We start from the raw sequence: 15,135 nt of genomic DNA, 5'->3' as shown, positions 1-15,135 counted from the left end.
GAGGATCACATCTGTGGGAACCGGCTTGCCGGCGATAGGGCCATCAGGTGAACTTGCTATCTGTTGTCACACACCTGCATTTGCACCATCCGACCTCCCAGGGTTAGGTTTCCTACATCGCCCCTTCAGGAAACCTGCTCTTGGACTCTATCACCCAAGCCGTGCTGGGCGCCGCGCTCCAGGGCGCGGTACTCGGCCGTATCCAGGGCCGTCGCGCGCTCCTCTACGGCGCCGCCCTGGCCACCGTGCCAGACCTCGACGTGGTTATCCGCTATGCCGACCCGGTGTCGCAGATGACCTACCACCGCGGCTTCTCCCACTCGATCTTCGTGCTGACCGGCCTGGCCTTGCTGCTGGCCGGGCTCGTCAACTGGCTCGGCCGAACGCGCTGGCCACACAAGGGCTACACGCTGCCACGCCTGTTCCTGGCCTTCTGGCTGGTGCTGGTGACACACCCGATCCTGGATGCATTCACGGTGTACGGCACCCAACTGTTCTGGCCGCTGCAGTCCACGCCGCTCAGCTGGGCGGCGGTGTTCATCATCGACCCGCTCTACACCGTGCCGCTACTGGCTGCCGTGCTCTACACCGCGCTCAAGGGGGTGAACGCCAAGGCGCTGCGTTTCATCAGCCTGGCGCTGCTGTTCAGCACTGCCTACCTGGGCTTCGGCCTGGCCGGGCGCATGGCAGCCGAGCAGCGTTTCCAGGCTGCCCTCGACCAGCAAGGGGTTGCGGTAACCCACCTGCGTGCCGTGCCGATGGCCTTCAACAGCCTGGTCTGGCGGGTGCTGGCCAAGACCCCGGATGGCGACTACTACGAAGGCATCAGCAGCATGTTCGACCGGGAACCGCCGGAAATGCAGCGCCTGCCGCTGAACCTCGACGTCGCCGAAGGCATCAAGGCGGCCCCCTTGCTGCAGCGCCTGCGCTGGTTCACCGATGACTGGCTGCGCTATGACCGGATCGGCGACGCACTGGTGGTCACCGACTTGCGCATGGGCATCCCCGGCAACTACACCTTCCGCTTCAACATGGCCCACCGCGACAGCCAGGGGCACTGGGTGGCCGTTACGCCGAGCCGCTGGGTAGGGGCGGGTGCCGGATCGATGTTCGACAGCCATGACCTGGCGTTGATCTGGCGGCGCATCCTCGACCAGCAACCGCCGCTACCGCTGGCGGTCTGGACCACTCGGTATCTGGGCCTGGCCCCCGAGCCTGGTCGCTGACAGATGCGCTCGGCAGGGCTGGACCTGGTGAAGTGGACAGCGATGCTGACGATGGTCGCCGACCATCTGCGCTTCCTGTGGCCGGCTGCCGACGGCCTGTTCATAGTCGGTCGGCTGGCGTTTCCGTTGTTTTGCCTGGCCATCGCCGTCAACGTGGCACGCGAGCAACGCATCCCGTCGCGCTATCTCGGCTGGATGATCGCCTTCGCCGTGTTATCCGAAGGGCCGTATCGCTGGCTGGATGCCGATACCCAGACATTCAGCGTGATACCTACGCTTGCCCTGGGTTTGCTGGTGGCTTGGGGCGTGCAGCATGCCCTGGTGTGGGCTCGCCTGGCCGGGCTTGTCGCCATGTTGGCAGGGGCGTTGTTCGGCCGGCATTTGATGTACGGCCTGCCGGGTGTATTGCTGCCAGCGGCTTGGCTGATGGCGCGTCGTTTCGGCGGGCTGAGCTGGTTGTTACCCTGCCTGCTGGCCGTGGCGGGCAACCTGACCAATAGCTGGTTGCGCGGGCACCTGTCGGCGCCCATCACGTTGCTGACCATGGCTGCTGCGCTGCTGGCCATCCCCTTCGGCTGTCTGATGCTGCGCATCGAGCATTGGCGCGTGCCGGCGGTGCGGCGTTGGGGCTATCTGTTCTACCCGGTGCACCTGCTGGTGATCAAAGTGCTGATGTGACTACCTAGTAAAACTGCCAGTAGTCATGTCTGCCTACTGACCGCAAGATCAGCAATGACAGCCCGTAGCCTCGAAGCTGGCCTGTCGAACCGATTACAGCGTGCTGCAGATACCAAGGGTGAAGAGAATGCCGAATAGTGAGATACAAACCGGGACGGTCAAATGGTTCAATGACGAAAAAGGCTACGGTTTCATAACGCCTGAGTCAGGGCCTGACTTGTTTGTGCATTTCAAGTCCATCAAAGGGGACGGTTTCAAGTCCCTGAAGGAAGGGCAAATGGTGAAGTTCAAGGTCGTTAAAGGGCAAAAGGGCATGCAGGCCGAAGAAGTCGAACCCGTAAACTAATGGCCTGCTGGGGTTCAAACTTGCTTGAACAATGAAATTCGACGGGAGTCTTTTCATGTCCAGACGCGCTCGGCATCAACCCGGTGCTTCGCTTGCACAGGTCAATCCTGGCGAAGTCACCCCCCGGAAGGGCAAGTGGTTTTTTTCAGAGGGGCGGTAGGCGATGGTTCGCAGGTGATCCGTGAAGGGCAGAAAGTGAGCTATGAGCTGCTTCAGGGCGAGGATGGCCTGTGGTATGCCGTCAATCTCGTCATCGAAGACGAACCCCTCCTGAACTAGCGCTTGCGCCGAGCGGTTCGGCCAGGGGCCTTGGGCTCCTGGCCGTGCGGCCTCGACTTCAGCGCCGAGCCAGTCGCCCACTGACAAAATGCGCCACATCGTTGAACCCAGGCGTCGACGCATGCCCCGGCGTCACCAGCGAGTCGATGAAGGCTTCATCCTCCGCTGTGATCTTCACCCCCAGGGCACCACCGTAAGTGTCCCACTGCGCCTCGGTCCGTGGCCCGACAATCGCCGAGCTGACCAGCTGGCTGTTGAGCACCCAGGCGATCGCGAACTCGACCATGCCCACGCCCTTGGCCTGTACATAGGCCTGGATCTCGCGGGCGATGGCCAGTGACTCCTGGCGCCACTCCACTTCCATGATGCGTTTATCCTGGCGGGCGGCACGGCTACCGGCTTCGGGGGCGGCGCCCGGCGCGTACTTGCCGCTGAGCACGCCACGGGCCAGCGGGCTGAAAGGCACCACGCCCAAGCCATGGTAGGCGGCGGCGGTCAGCTGTTCGGGTTCGGCCTGGCGGTTGACGATGTTGTACAGCGGTTGGCTCACCACCGGCTTGGCCACGCCCAGGCGCTCGGCGACGTTGCAGATCTCGGCGATGCGCCAGCCGCGGTAGTTGGACACGCCCCAGTAGCGGATCTTGCCTTGCTGCAGGAGGTCGCCGATGGCGCGCACGGTTTCTTCCAACGGCACCTTGTGGTCCTCACGGTGCAGGTAATAGATGTCCAGGTAGTCCAGGTGCATGCGCGTCAGCGTGGCGTCGATCCCGTTGAAGATATGCTTGCGCGACAGGCCGCTGCGGTTGGGCAAACCATCGGTGGGGCCCATGCCGACCTTGGACGCAACCACCCAGTCCTGACGATGACGTGCCACGGCCTCGCCGACGATCTCCTCGGAACGGCCGGCGTTGTACACATCGGCGGTGTCGATGAAGTTGATGCCCTGGTCCCAGGCCTTGTCGATGATCCGCAACGCATCTTCGGTGCTGGTCTGCTCGCCGAACATCATGCTGCCCAGGGTGAGCGCGGAGACTTGCAGGCCGCTGTGGCCGAGGGGGCGGTAGATCATGTCGAAGCATCCTGTGCACGGAGGGGAAGCGTCTGTTTTACACACAAGCACGCCCCTTTGAAAGCGCCGCCCCACCGCTTCAACCGATCAGTTCCAGGGCCTGCTCCCGGCTCAGCGGCCGCTTCATCCGTTGTGACAACAGCGCCATGGCGTCCGAGTAGCCTTTGGCGATGACTGCCACGACCTGCTCACCCACACACTGCAAGGCAATGAAGTCGCCTTGCTCCGGCTGCCCGACATACACGATGTCGTCCCAGTGCTGCGCATGCCCCAGCACTTCGTAGGTGCGCCCATGCTGGTAGGTCCAGAAGAACGGCACATCGTCGTAGCGGCGCTGCTGGCCAAGCATGTTGGCGGCGGCGATCACCCCGTGTTGTTGTGCCAGGCGCCAGTGTTCGATGCGCACCGGGTGGCCAGCGAGGGGGAAGCGGGCAATATCGCCCGCGGCCCACAAACCGTCGGCGGCGCGCAGTTCAGCGTCCACCAGCAAGGCGCCATCGGCGTGCAACGGCACGCCTTGCACGAAAGCGGTGGCGGGTTTGACCCCGGTGCCGAGCAGCACCAGCGAAGTGCGCAGCGTTTCGCCATTGGCCAGCTCCACGGCGTCTACCTTCCCCGAGCCGCTGAAACGCGTGACCTCGGTCGGGCCATGGAACACCACGCCCTTGCGCGTGTGCAGTTCACGGATGCAGCTGCCGATGCGCTCACCAAGCTGCTTGGCCAGCGGCACCTGGTGACGGCTCACCACATGCACCTGTGCGCCGTACTTGCGCAGGGCCGAGGCAGCCTCCAGGCCGATGAAACCGTCGCCGACGATCACCACCGGCTGGCCCGGTTCGGCGGCATCGAGCAGGCGTGCGGCGTCTTCGCGCGTGCGCAGCGTCATGACCCCTGGCAGGTCGGTACCGGGTACGGCGGGGCGCTGTGGTTTGCCGCCGGTGGCCAGCAGGGCGGCGTCATAGTCGATGCGCTGGCCGTCGGCCAGGGTGATCTGGCGCTTGCCAGCATCCAGCGTGCGCACCTTGCCCAGGCGCCGTTCCAGCTGGCCCTGGCGTAGCTGGTCAGACTCCAGCAACGCGGGCACCTCGTCGGCGGGCATTTCCCCGGCAAGCACGAATTTACTCAGCGCGGTTCGGTCGTAGGCCGGTTGGCGTTCCTTGTCGAGCCAGATCAGCTTGCCGGCAAAGCCGTTGGCCAGCAGCGTGGCAACCGCCGCCGAGCCGGCGGCGCCGGCACCGATCACGACGAAGCAGCGGGCATCGCTGTGGCGGGGCGCACCGACGCGCGGCAACGGCTGGTCATCGACCCAGATTTCGCCATCCTTGACCCACGCCTTGTAGCGGCGCAGGTCAGCCAGCGCCGGGGGCTCGCAAACGGCGCCTTCGTCGACGGCAAACGCGGCCTTGTGCCAAGGGCACACCAGCAGCCCGTTGCAGACTACGCCTTCCTCCAGCGGAGCACCGGCGTGCGGGCAATCGGCCTGGTAGGCATGGACCTGCTCGCCCTGACGAACCAGGATCACTTCTTCGCTGCCAGCCTGCACGCGCAGGGGGCGTTTGGGGTCGAGCTGTTCGAGGCGGGCCACGGCGTGCTGGGTCATGAAGGTTCTCCAAAGGGGCTTTGGAAACATTTGACGCCGCGGTGGTGGGGGAGATGCGTTGATCTGACGATCGGCGGGGTGCCTATCGCCGCCAAATCACTGCTTTCAAGGGCGGTGGAGTACCTGTGGGAGCCGGCTTGCCGGCGAATGGGCCGCAGCGCGGCCCCTTGTCGCCTCAATTGGCCCGAGCGGCCTTCAACACCCCGGCGCGGGAAACCCGCAGGGCCACCAGGCTGCCCAGCACGATCAACGCTGCCAGCGAATACAGCGCAGCATCGGTCGAGCCCGTCTGGTCCTTGATGAACCCCACCAGGTACGGGCTGAGGAAGCCCGCCATCTGGCCCACCGAGTTGATGATCGCCAGGCCCGCCACTGCGGCACTGGCGCTCAGCAGCGCGGTCGGCATCGGCCAGAACATCGGCAGGCCGGTCAGGGCGCCCATGGTGGCGATCGACAGGCCGAGGATGGCGATGGTTGGGTTGCCGGCGAAGTTGACTGCGATCAACAGGCCCAGTGCGCCCATCAGCATCGGTACCACAAGGTGCCAGCGGCGCTCGTTGCGCAGGTCGGCCGAGCGGCCGCAGATGATCATGAATACCCCGGCCAGCAGGTACGGAATGGCGCTCAGCCAGCCGATCAGCAGCGGGTTGTCGAAGCCCATGTTCTTGATGATCGACGGCAGCCAGAAGTTGATCGCGTACACGCCGCTCTGGATGCAGAAGTAGACGAAACCGAAGGTCCAGATCAGCGGGTTGGTGAGCACGGCCAGCACGCTGTCGCCGCTGGTGTTCGGCTTGCTCGCGGCGTCGGCCTGCAGGTCGGCAGCAATCAGTTGGCGTTCGGCCGGGCTCAGCCAGGCGGCTTTCTGGTAACCGTCACTGAGCATGCGGATGGCCAGCACGCCCAGGGCCACGGTCGGCAGGCCCTGGATCAGGAACATCCACTGCCAGCCGGCCAGGCCGTGTTGGCCGGCGGCGAAGTGCTCGAGGATCCAGCCCGAGAACGGCCCGCCCAGCAGGCCCGACACCGGGATCGCCGACATGAACAGGGCCATGATGCGGCCACGGCGGTCGGCCGGGAACCAACGCGAGAGGTACAGCACCACGCCCGGGAAGAAGCCGGCCTCGGCCGCGCCAGTCAGCAGGCGCAAGGTGTAGAACTCGGTAGGGGTGGTGACGAACAGCAGGCAGGTGGACAAGCTGCCCCAGGCGATCATCATCGCCGCGATCCAGCGCCGTGGGCCGAAGCGGTTGAGCGCCAGGTTGCTGGGCAGGCCGCAGAGTACGTAGCCGATGAAGAAGATGCCGGCACCAAGGCCGTACACGGTTTCGCTGAACTTCAATGCATCGAGCATCTGCAGCTTGGCGAAGCCGACGTTGACGCGGTCCAGGTAGTTGAACAGGTAGCAGATGAAAATGAACGGAATCAAGCGCAGGGTAATGCGCCGGTATAGCGCATTGCGGGTGTTCTCGGTGCCTTGGTCAGGGGCAGGGCTGTGTGCCATGATCGTGATCTCTGTTGTTATGGTTGTCGCCGCGTCGCCTGTGCCGGCGCTCGCCCTGACGAGTCTCGGGGAGTGCGACGCGCCTGTCTTTGTGCTTTTGCACAGCGTATCGTGCAGGCCGCTGTGCCTCAGTACAAAACCTAACACGCCATAGGATCGCGCAATGTTCGAACTGGACCATGACCTGGCGCAGGATATCGTCAATCGGGCGATGGCCATTCTGCCGTGCAACGTCAATGTCATGGACAGCCAGGGGCTGATCCTCGGCAGCGGCGAACCGGAGCGCATCAACACCCGCCACGAAGGCGCGCAATTGGTTCTGGCCAACGGCCGTATCGTCGAACTGGATGCCGACGCCGCCAAATGCCTGAAGGGCGTGCAGCCTGGGGTCAACCTGCCGTTGATGCTCGATGGCCGGTTGATCGGCGTGCTCGGCCTGACCGGCGACCCGCAGCAGCTGCGCACCTTCGGCGAACTGGTGCGCATGACAGCCGAAATGCTCCTTGCCCAGCGTCACCTGCAAGTGGAGCAGCAATGGCGGCGCCAGCGCTGCGATGACCTGCTGGCCCTGTTGTTGGGCGGCACCGGTGATTCGCCTCGGCTAATGGACGAGGCTCAGCAACTGGGCCTGAAGCCGCAGTTGCCCCGCGTGCCCTGCCTGTTCGAATTGCGCGGCGGGCCGCCCAGCGAAACCTTGGCGGCCTGGTTGATGAACCGCTACCCCGATAGCTGGTGCGTCAGCCCGGCGCGGGACTCGCTGTTGTGGTGCCGCCCGGTCGGGCCGGCGCTGGATGAAGACAAGCTGATCGAGCGCCTGCTGCGCGGTGGCTGGGAGGTCCAGCGCATGGCCATGGGCAGCCCGGCGCAGAGCCTGGAGCAGTTGCGCCGTGGCTATCGACGCGTGCGTGACTTGTTGGCCTACGGCCGCGAAGTGCTACCCAACCAACAGCTGTTGAGCCTCGCGCGTTACCGCCTGCCGGCGTTGCTGTGGCGCCATCGCAATGAAGATGCACTGGATGAGCTCTTGGAGCCCTTACAGCGGGTCCGCGCCAAAGACGCCAGCGGCCAGCTGCTCGCGACCTTGCGTGCCTGGTGCGCGCACGATGGCCAGAGCCAGGCCTGCGCCGACGCCCTGGGCATCCACCGCAACAGCTTGCGCTATCGCCTGGAGCGCATCGCCGAGCTGGGCGAAGTCGACCCCCTGCGCCTGGAGGGCATGCTCAGCCTGTACCTGGGCCTGCAGTTGCTACCGGCGGATTGAGCCGCGCTCAATGGCATTTGCCCAAACAACCGGCTGGGCATTTTGTGCATTCGACCGAGGCCGCCAAACCCGGTAGCTGTCAGCATGCCGCTATCTGCACAGGAGAAGCTTCATGAAGATCGTCATCGCCCCCGACTCGTTCAAGGACAGCCTCGACGCGGCCGGTGTCGCCCGCGCCATTGCCACGGGCCTTGCCGAGGCTTTGCCGGCGGCTGAACTGGTCGAGTGCCCGATGGCCGATGGCGGTGAAGGCACCATGGAGGCCATCCTCGCTGCCAGCCACGGCCAATTGCGCCGCCAGAGCGTGCGCGGCCCTCTGGGGCAAAGCGTGGAAGCCGGCTGGGGCTGGCTGCCCGAGAGCCGCACGGCGATCATCGAGATGGCCCAGGCCAGCGGCATTCAATTGGTGCCGAGCGGCCAGCGCGATGCCTGCCGCAGCAGCACCTGGGGCACCGGCGAATTGATCGCTGCGGCCCTGGCAGCCGGTGCCAAGCGCATCGTCCTGGCGATTGGCGGCAGCGCCACCAACGATGGCGGCAGCGGCATGCTGCGGGCCCTGGGCCTGCGCTTGCTGGATGCCGACGGCCAGCCATTGGAAGAGGGCGGTCTGGCCCTGGCCCGCCTGGCGCGGATCGATGCCAGCGACCTCGACCCACGGCTGGCCGAGGTACAAGTCGAAGTGGCCGCCGACGTCGACAACCCGCTGTGCGGCCCCAACGGCGCCTCGGCCATCTTTGGCCCGCAAAAGGGTGCCAACCCCGAGCAGGTGCAGGCGCTGGATCAGGCACTGGGCCATTTTGCCGATCACTGCGCGCAGCTGCTGGACGAGGACGTGCGCGCGTTTCCTGGCTGCGGCGCGGCAGGCGGCATGGGCTTTGCCGCCAAGGCCTTCACGGGCGCGCGATTCCGCCCTGGGGTTGAAGTGGTGGCCGAACTGGCCGGGCTGGACGCATTGGTGCAAGGCGCGGACCTGGTGATTACCGGCGAAGGGCGTTTCGATGCCCAGACCCTGCGTGGCAAGACGCCCCTGGGCGTGGCACGGGTTGCCAAGCGTCATGGCGTGCCGGTAGTGGTGCTGGCAGGCACCTTGGGTGAGGGCTATCAGCAGCTCTATGCTCACGGTATCGATGCCGCCTTCGCCCTGGCCAGCGGGCCGATGAGCCTGGAGCAGGCGTGCGCCGACGCAGGGGCGTTGCTGCAGGCGCGGGCCCGTGATATTGCCCGGCTCTGGTGTTGCGCCAAACGACCGTGAGCGCTCTTGGTTTCACGACCTGACAGGCACTTGCAGGGCCTTCGCCGATGCGGCTTGGTAGCTGAGCAATAACAGCGCAACCAGTGCCGCCGTCGCGCCGGCCAATGGCAAGTAGCCCAGGCCGGCCCACTCGATCAACCACCCTCCGAGCCCCCCTCCCAGCGCCGTGCCCAGGTTGAAAGCAGCGATACTCAAGCCCGACGCCACCCCGGTCGCCCGCGGTGCCAGTTGCCTGGCCATGCCAAGCAGGCGCAAGGTCGACAGGGTGACGATGGCGAAGAACACCGCCCCGAGCCCACCCACCAGCAGTACCACCGCCCAGGCTTGCTCACGCCCCAGGTACAGCAGCCCAAGGTTCGCGGCAAGCAGCACCAGGGCCACCTGCAGGCACCTGTCGGTTTCGAACCGGTCCGCCGCATGGCCGCCCAGTACATTGCCGAGCAGGGTAGCGGCGCCGAACATCAGCATCGCCAGGCTCAGCAAGCCGACATCGCCCCGCGTGACCTGGAGCAGGAACGGCGACACATAGGTCAGGAACGAAAACGTCGCCACGCTGACCAACATGGCAATGCTCGCCGCTGCCAGCAGTGGCCGGCACAGCAGCGTGGCCAGGCGGCCGCCAGTGGGTAGCGCCGGCGCAGCCTCCCGAGGCATCAGGCGCCAAAGCCCGAGCAGGCTGACCCCGCTCATCACGCCAAGCGCGACGAAGACCGCCCGCCATGACCACAGGCTGCCAAGCAACGTGCCCAGCGGTACACCCAACGCCAGCGCAAGCGTCAAACCCAGCCATACCCACGACATCGCCCTGCCTGCGCGTGATGAATCGACGCGTTTTACCGCCACATCGGCAGCCACGGCCATGAATACCCCATGGCCCAGGCCGATCACGAAGCGGATCAGGTTCGCCAGTGGCAACTGCCCGACCCAGGCGAACGCCAGGCTGCCGATCGCCAGCACGGCCAGCGTCAGCAGCAGGACAGTGCGCTCACGCCAGCCGAGCAGCAGCGCCGTCAGCAATGGCGCACCGATGGCGGCGCCCAGTGCATAGGCGGCAATCGTCGAGCCAACGGCGGTGGCCGAGGTGGCGAGGTCTTCGGCCATGGCTGAAACCAGCCCGGCCACCACGAATTCGGACAAGCCGAAGGTGAAGGTACACAGGGAAAACACATAGATGACGATTGGCATGGCTGCGGCGCTTCTGTTGCGGGTTGGCGTCAAGGGCATTGCTGCCAGGCATGTGCGTCGAGGCTGACGCGTGCCGCCAGTTCCAACGCCTGGTCACGGTTGAGCCGCGGGTCGACCTGGCTGAGGTAGCGCCGGCCGAGGTCGGCCGGTTGCAGCCCCACGGCGCCGCCCAGGCATTCACTGACGTCATCGCCGCTGGCTTCCAGGTGCAGGCCGCCTAGCCGGGAGCCGTGGCGGGCGTGCACGGTGAAGGCGGCGGCGATTTCCGCGAGGATGTCGTCGAAGGCGCGGGTCTTGGTGCCGCAGGGCAGGCTCCGGGTGTTGCCGTGCATGGGGTCGCACAGCCACAGCACCTTGGCGTCGGCGGCGTTGACCGTGTCGATCAAACGGCCCAGATGCGCCTGCAGGTTCGCGGCACCCATGCGATGGATCAGGGTCAGCCGCCCAGGTTCGTTGCCGGGGTTGAGTTGCGCGAGCAACTGCCGCAGTTGGGCGGGGTCGGTATCGACGCCGACTTTTACCGCCAACGGGTTGGCTACACCGCGCAGGTATTCGACGTGGGCGCCCTCGGGCTGGGCCGTACGCAAGCCGACCCACGGCCAGTGCGTTGCCAGGTTGAACCAGCGGCCATCGGTGTGTTGCCGGGTCAGGGCCTGTTCGTATTCCAACAGCAGCGCTTCGTGGGAGATGTACATCTCGCGATGCAGGAACTCGCCAGGTTGCGAGCCCGCCAAGGTCCGCATGAAGCGCAGCGTACCGTGCACCTGCGAGAGGAACGGGCGCAGGCGTGCTTGATCCTGGGCCTGCTCGAGCCAGGCGAGTGACCAGCGTTCGTCGAGCAGCAGATTGTCGATACCGGCCTCTTGCAGGGTGTGCAGATGATCGAGCGTGCGCGCCGAGTGGCCATGCGACTGCAGCAGGCGCTGGGGGTCGGCTCGACGCGCAGCGGCGTCGAAAGCATGGCCGTTGACGCTATCACCGCGATACACCGGGAGACTGACACCGTGACGGTCTTCCATATCACCGGAACGTGGCTTGGCATATTGCCCGGCCAGGCGGCCCACCTGGATCACGGGCAACTGCAGCCCGTGCATCAGCACCTGGCTCATCTGTTGCAGCAGCGCGACCTGGCGCGTGGTATTCGCCAGGTCATTGTGATCGAAGCGTTCGGCGCAGTCGCCGAGCTGCAGCACGAAGCGTCGCCCCTGCTGGGCTTCGGCCAGCAAGCCCTTGAGTTGCAGGATGCGTTCGGCCCCGACCAAGGGCGGGCGCTGGCCCAATGTCTCGAGTGCCCGGTGCAAGGCCTGCGGGTCGTCGTAGGCTGGCTGCTGGCGGGCAGGGCAACTGCGCCATGAGTCAAGCGCCCAGGGTGCCTGGGCGTCAGGCGCAGCGGCAGTAGGGGTCAGCATGGGGTGTCTCTCCTGAGAGTGTCATCGCTCGATCTGCCAGGGGGCAGGTGGCGGCGATAGTGCGCAGGGTGGACACCCCTTTGGAAATACAAAAAATATCTTTGTCTGATATCTGACCGTAAACAGGGAGTGAATCGGCAAGTATTAGTAGTGTTTTCCTACTTATACTTCAGAATAAACGACTGAAAAGTGCTGAATAATACTTTGTAACTCTCACCGCCACACGCAAATTAGTATTTTACTTGAACCCACGGCTCGCCAATTCTCAGCGCCACTTTTTCCAGAGGGCGAGTCGATGTTGGTTCACAACGACCAGGATTACGGCGTGCTGAAGGCCGCGCAGAGCGAGCTTCAGCAGCAGGTCGGGCATATTCCCGACACCGCGTTTTATCAGCGCAAGTTGCAGGCAGCCTGGGCACGCGCTCAACAAAGTGCCCACTACGCCGGTATCGGCGGCTACAGTTTCACGGCGTTCCAGCAATTGCCGCTAACTGCCAAAGCGTTGCTCAAGGCGCAGCCCTTGAACTTCTGCACGGTGCAACTTGGCGAAGCCGCCAAGTATTACGCCACCACCGGCACTACCGGCGAACCCACGCCGACCCCACGGCTCAAAGAGGACATCATCTGGAATGCCGTCAGCGTCGCCAGCCACTGGCGCTCGGTGCTGCGCCCCGGTGCACGGGTGGCCAACCTGATGCCGTCGGACATCGTGCCGGTGGGCGACTTGATCGCCAACGTCTGCGAGTACCTGGACGTATCCCATGTGCGGCTGTACCCGTTCACCACGGGTATCACCGACTGGGAGCGGGTGTGCGCCACCTTTGCGACCTATCAACCCAGCGTGATGTTCATAGCGCCGGGCGTGCTGGTGCAGCTCACCCGTTATTTGAAGCAGCGCGAGCTGCTGCAGACGTTCGCGCAATCGGTGCGGTCGATCATGCTGCTCGGCGAGGTCAACACCCAGCCGTTCCGTGAGCGCCTGGCCCGCTGGTGGCAGTGCGAGGTGTTCGACGCCAGCTACGGCAGCACCGAAACTGGCACCTTGGCTGCAGTGGGTGCTGACCAGCAGATGCGCCTGGCCACAGCGACCAATTACTTCGAACTGCTGATGCCCGATGGCAGGCTGGTTGCCCCGGCACAAGGCCTGACGGGGCGGCTGGTGGTGACCCCCCTGAATCTCTATGCGCGCCCGCTGCTGCGCCTGGACACCGGCGACAGCGTGACCATTACCGCACCATGGGAGCATGGCCGAGCCAGCCCGACCGTGTTGATCAACGGGCGTGACAGCGACAGCATCGTGGTGGGTGGGGTCGGCCTGGAGATCCGCGCGGTCGAGGAGGTGGTCTACGGTACCTGCGACGCCACGGGCTATGTCATTGAGGTTGACCGGCAAAGCGACAGCGCCGCGCTGATTCTCGAGCGTGACGTGACCTGGGACAGCACTCAGGAAGCGCACTTGCAAGCCCGCCTGATCGAGCGTTCCGAGCAGCACATGGGCCTGCGCTGGAGCCGGGTACTGTTCGTCAACAACCTCTCGGCGCTGAACAAGAGCGGCGCGTCGCAAAAAAGCTGGAAGAAGACCAACCTGCGTTTTGTCGGGGGCCAGCCATGACCTCGGCGCGTTTTCCCCAAGGGCAGGGCCTGGGCAACGGCCAACCGGACCTGTGGTGTACCTACGCGGCGATACGGACCCTGGCCTGGGTCGAGCGCCTGGCGCAGGTCGACACCCCGGCGCTGCAGGCCTACATCCAGTCGCGGCGCAACCGCGACGGTGGTTTTGCCTGGAGCAAGGGCATGCCGTCCGATGCCTGGGCAACCTTCTACTGCACCGAGACGCTCAAGGATCTGGGCATTGCAGTCGAACGTACCGACCAGACCGCAGCCTGGATTCATACCCTGTTCGACGGCGACGCGTATGCCATGTGCCCCGGCCAGACCGCCGACGTATGGGCCAGCCATTACGCGCTGCGCACCTTGATCGAGGTGTGCCAGGGCCAGGTGCAGGACACTGTGCCCTTGTATGCCTGGCTCGAAGGCCTGCAATGCGCCAATGGCGGCCTGAGCTGGTCCGCCGATTTTGCCCGGCGCAACCTGGCCGATACTCGCGCCTGCTTCTATGGCGTGATGGCCGCACGTGCCCTGGAGCGCCAAGGGCTGCCGGCACCCCGCTGGGACTTGCCACGGCTGATCGGCTGGCTGCAGGCGCAGCAGATGGACTGCGGCGGCTTCCGCTTCAGCGAAGCCGCAGACGTGCCGTGCCTGTGGGCGACCTACCGCGCCACGGCGAGCCTTACGGCATTGCAGGCGCAACCGTTGGGCCGCCAGCCGTGCATCGCCTGGATCGATGGCCTGCGCGGGCCGAGCGGCGCTTTCGTGCGCTGGGCCGGCTATGACGGGGAGGATGTGTGGGCAGCGTTCTGCGCCGTGGGTTCGCTCAAGGCGCTGGGTGAGCCGGTTGCACACCTGGCAGGCGATGTGGCCGCATTCATTGGCACCTTGGCGATGCCCCAGGGCGGCTTTACCTATCGCCAGGCTGACACCGCGGCGGATGTCCTCACCACGGCGGCCGCCGTGCTCGCGGGCGAGCTGACGCCAGCCCAGGACGAAGCCGCGCTGCGCTGGATCGAAGGCTGCCAGATGCCCAACGAGCCAGGCGTGATGTACATGCCGGGCCGTGGTGCCGAAGTGCGCTGCACCAACTGGGCCCTGGCCGCAGGTGCCTTCAGCGGCCAGCCAGGGCCACGCCAGGCGATCGGCCACTGGCTGGCGGCGCTGCAGAACCCAGATGGGGGCTTCGGCTTCTGGGAAGGGCGCGGTTCGGACATGGTGTCCACCGCATCCGCCGTGTCGATCGTGCGCCAGCTGGGCGGCGATTGCGCGGTGGACCTGGCCGGCATCGAACGGTACGTCGCAAGCTGCCAGCAGTCGCAAGGCTACGCGTCGTTCCCGCGTGGTGAAGCGTCGCTGCGTGCCGGGCTGCAGGCATTGGGTTGCCTTGGCCATGTCGGCCACGATGTGGCGCAGCCCGCAGCCCGGTTACTGGCCACGCACAAGGTCCGCCAAGGCGGTTTCGCCAACCAGGGGCAGCGTATTCCCGACTTGCTCAGCACCTATCAGGCAATCGCACTGGCCGCCGAACTCGGCCTGCCCGTGGACCTGCCACACCTGCGCTTCTTCCTCGACAAGGTGCGCAGCCCCGCCGGTCATGCCTGGTCGCCGTTGTTCCTGCAAGGGGTCGATGCGCTGTCCAGCTGCCTGGGCCGCCTGCTCGAAGCCTTCGCCGAAGGCGATCGCCAGCGCCTGCCCAGCCTGCAGCTTTCGTAAGG

At 65.4% G+C, this 15,135-nt stretch carries 13 protein-coding genes; 8 read left to right on the top strand and 5 right to left on the bottom strand.

Going from position 1 to position 15,135, the window contains the following annotated elements; all coding sequences use genetic code 11:
- The first annotated feature begins 140 nt into the window (after positions 1 to 140).
- The 4 genes from KU43P_RS13465 (at position 141) to KU43P_RS13450 (ending at position 2,529) form a co-directional block, all read left to right on the top strand.
- Positions 141 to 1,226: a metal-dependent hydrolase gene (locus KU43P_RS13465; RefSeq protein WP_317657873.1), complete on the top strand. Its 1,086-nt coding sequence runs from the start codon at positions 141 to 143 to the stop codon at positions 1,224 to 1,226.
- A gap of 3 nt (positions 1,227 to 1,229) precedes the next feature.
- Complete coding sequence (locus KU43P_RS13460) at positions 1,230 to 1,904, top strand: TraX family protein (protein ID WP_317657872.1); 675 nt, start codon at positions 1,230 to 1,232, stop codon at positions 1,902 to 1,904.
- 127 nt (positions 1,905 to 2,031) lie between these two features.
- Complete coding sequence (locus KU43P_RS13455; RefSeq protein ID WP_317657871.1) at positions 2,032 to 2,250, top strand: cold-shock protein; 219 nt, start codon at positions 2,032 to 2,034, stop codon at positions 2,248 to 2,250.
- Between the two features lie 135 nt (positions 2,251 to 2,385).
- Positions 2,386 to 2,529, top strand: coding sequence for a hypothetical protein (locus KU43P_RS13450; protein WP_317657870.1), 144 nt, complete (start codon positions 2,386 to 2,388; stop codon positions 2,527 to 2,529).
- Positions 2,530 to 2,587: 58 nt separating this feature from the next.
- Here KU43P_RS13450 and KU43P_RS13445 read toward each other — a convergent pair whose 3' ends face one another.
- The 3 genes from KU43P_RS13445 to KU43P_RS13435 form a co-directional block, all read right to left on the bottom strand.
- Positions 2,588 to 3,598, bottom strand: a complete 1,011-nt coding sequence (locus tag KU43P_RS13445) for an aldo/keto reductase (protein ID WP_317657869.1) — start codon at positions 3,596 to 3,598, stop codon at positions 2,588 to 2,590.
- Positions 3,599 to 3,677: 79 nt separating this feature from the next.
- Complete coding sequence (locus tag KU43P_RS13440) at positions 3,678 to 5,198, bottom strand: apoptosis inducing factor family protein (protein ID WP_317657868.1); 1,521 nt, start codon at positions 5,196 to 5,198, stop codon at positions 3,678 to 3,680.
- A 175-nt stretch (positions 5,199 to 5,373) separates the two neighbouring features.
- The gene (locus KU43P_RS13435; RefSeq protein WP_317657867.1) at positions 5,374 to 6,702 is read right to left on the bottom strand and encodes an MFS transporter; all 1,329 of its coding nucleotides are present in this window, start codon (positions 6,700 to 6,702) and stop codon (positions 5,374 to 5,376) included.
- A gap of 163 nt (positions 6,703 to 6,865) precedes the next feature.
- On the opposite strand from KU43P_RS13435, the gene KU43P_RS13430 reads away from it, so the two are divergent.
- Positions 6,866 to 7,963, top strand: coding sequence for a sugar diacid recognition domain-containing protein (locus KU43P_RS13430; RefSeq protein WP_317657866.1), 1,098 nt, complete (start codon positions 6,866 to 6,868; stop codon positions 7,961 to 7,963).
- A 112-nt stretch (positions 7,964 to 8,075) separates the two neighbouring features.
- Positions 8,076 to 9,215 carry a glycerate kinase gene (locus KU43P_RS13425; protein WP_317657865.1) on the top strand — a complete coding sequence of 380 codons (1,140 nt, stop codon included), beginning with the start codon at positions 8,076 to 8,078 and terminating at the stop codon, positions 9,213 to 9,215.
- Positions 9,216 to 9,227: 12 nt separating this feature from the next.
- Here KU43P_RS13425 and KU43P_RS13420 read toward each other — a convergent pair whose 3' ends face one another.
- Positions 9,228 to 10,400: an MFS transporter gene (locus KU43P_RS13420; protein WP_317657864.1), complete on the bottom strand. Its 1,173-nt coding sequence runs from the start codon at positions 10,398 to 10,400 to the stop codon at positions 9,228 to 9,230.
- A gap of 29 nt (positions 10,401 to 10,429) precedes the next feature.
- On the bottom strand, positions 10,430 to 11,809 hold the full coding sequence (locus KU43P_RS13415; protein ID WP_317657863.1) for a 3-deoxy-7-phosphoheptulonate synthase: 1,380 nt from the start codon (positions 11,807 to 11,809) through the stop codon (positions 10,430 to 10,432).
- A 295-nt stretch (positions 11,810 to 12,104) separates the two neighbouring features.
- Here KU43P_RS13415 and KU43P_RS13410 point away from each other — a divergent pair, with 295 nt between their 5' ends.
- Together KU43P_RS13410 and KU43P_RS13405 are read left to right on the top strand one after the other, a co-directional pair.
- The gene (locus KU43P_RS13410) at positions 12,105 to 13,421 is read left to right on the top strand and encodes a phenylacetate--CoA ligase family protein (RefSeq protein ID WP_317657862.1); all 1,317 of its coding nucleotides are present in this window, start codon (positions 12,105 to 12,107) and stop codon (positions 13,419 to 13,421) included.
- Positions 13,418 to 15,133, top strand: coding sequence for a prenyltransferase/squalene oxidase repeat-containing protein (locus tag KU43P_RS13405; protein ID WP_317657861.1), 1,716 nt, complete (start codon positions 13,418 to 13,420; stop codon positions 15,131 to 15,133). Before KU43P_RS13410 ends, KU43P_RS13405 begins: the two co-directional genes overlap by 4 nt.
- Positions 15,134 to 15,135 lie beyond the last annotated feature (2 nt).

This window comes from Pseudomonas sp. KU43P (genome assembly GCF_033095865.1).
Classification (GTDB): Bacteria; Pseudomonadota; Gammaproteobacteria; order Pseudomonadales; family Pseudomonadaceae; genus Aquipseudomonas.
This window is presented reverse-complemented; position numbering and strand designations above follow the sequence as displayed.

Excerpts from the sequence above, each read along its gene's own strand:
- KU43P_RS13435 (WP_317657867.1), bottom strand. The coding sequence starts at position 6,702 with ATGGCACACAGCCCTGCCCCTGACCAAGGCACCGAGAACACCCGCAAT.
- KU43P_RS13405 (WP_317657861.1), top strand. The coding sequence starts at position 13,418 with ATGACCTCGGCGCGTTTTCCCCAAGGGCAGGGCCTGGGCAACGGCCAA.
- KU43P_RS13425 (WP_317657865.1), top strand. The coding sequence starts at position 8,076 with ATGAAGATCGTCATCGCCCCCGACTCGTTCAAGGACAGCCTCGACGCG.
- KU43P_RS13445 (WP_317657869.1), bottom strand. The coding sequence starts at position 3,598 with ATGATCTACCGCCCCCTCGGCCACAGCGGCCTGCAAGTCTCCGCGCTC.
- KU43P_RS13440 (WP_317657868.1), bottom strand. The coding sequence starts at position 5,198 with ATGACCCAGCACGCCGTGGCCCGCCTCGAACAGCTCGACCCCAAACGC.
- KU43P_RS13455 (WP_317657871.1), top strand. The coding sequence starts at position 2,032 with ATGCCGAATAGTGAGATACAAACCGGGACGGTCAAATGGTTCAATGAC.
- KU43P_RS13460 (WP_317657872.1), top strand. The coding sequence starts at position 1,230 with ATGCGCTCGGCAGGGCTGGACCTGGTGAAGTGGACAGCGATGCTGACG.
- KU43P_RS13415 (WP_317657863.1), bottom strand. The coding sequence starts at position 11,809 with ATGCTGACCCCTACTGCCGCTGCGCCTGACGCCCAGGCACCCTGGGCG.
- KU43P_RS13430 (WP_317657866.1), top strand. The coding sequence starts at position 6,866 with ATGTTCGAACTGGACCATGACCTGGCGCAGGATATCGTCAATCGGGCG.
- KU43P_RS13420 (WP_317657864.1), bottom strand. The coding sequence starts at position 10,400 with ATGCCAATCGTCATCTATGTGTTTTCCCTGTGTACCTTCACCTTCGGC.
- KU43P_RS13410 (WP_317657862.1), top strand. The coding sequence starts at position 12,105 with ATGTTGGTTCACAACGACCAGGATTACGGCGTGCTGAAGGCCGCGCAG.